A 289-nucleotide genomic window follows, 5' to 3' on the forward strand; every position below is an offset into this window, starting at 1 on the left:
CCGTTGCTGCTACCATTAGACCCGTTGCTGCTACCGTTGGAGCCGTTGCTGCTACCATTAGACCCGTTGCTGCTACCATTGGAGCCGTTGCTGCTACCATTAGAGCCGTTGCTACTACCGTTGGAGCCATCGCTACTACCATTAGAGCCGTTGCTGCTACCGTTGGAGCCGTTGCTGCTACCGTTGGAGCCATTATTATCTGGAATCTTGGTATATTTAACCGTGATCGTGATATCTTGATCAGTTGACTTTACCTGGGTTCCTTTTACTACTTTGGTATCAGCTTCAT

Annotated in this window: 1 protein-coding gene; it reads left to right on the plus strand. The window is 49.1% G+C overall.

All coding sequences use genetic code 11. The annotated features are described in order from the left end of the window. Window positions 1-248, plus strand: a 248-nt coding sequence (locus H3R29_RS09135) for a hypothetical protein (RefSeq protein WP_198214722.1), incomplete at its 5' end; no start/stop codon positions are given. Window positions 249-289: the final 41 nt, after the last annotated feature.

Source organism: Lactobacillus sp. M0393 (assembly GCF_016102025.1).
In the GTDB taxonomy this organism is placed as follows: Bacteria; Bacillota; Bacilli; order Lactobacillales; family Lactobacillaceae; genus Lactobacillus; species Lactobacillus melliventris.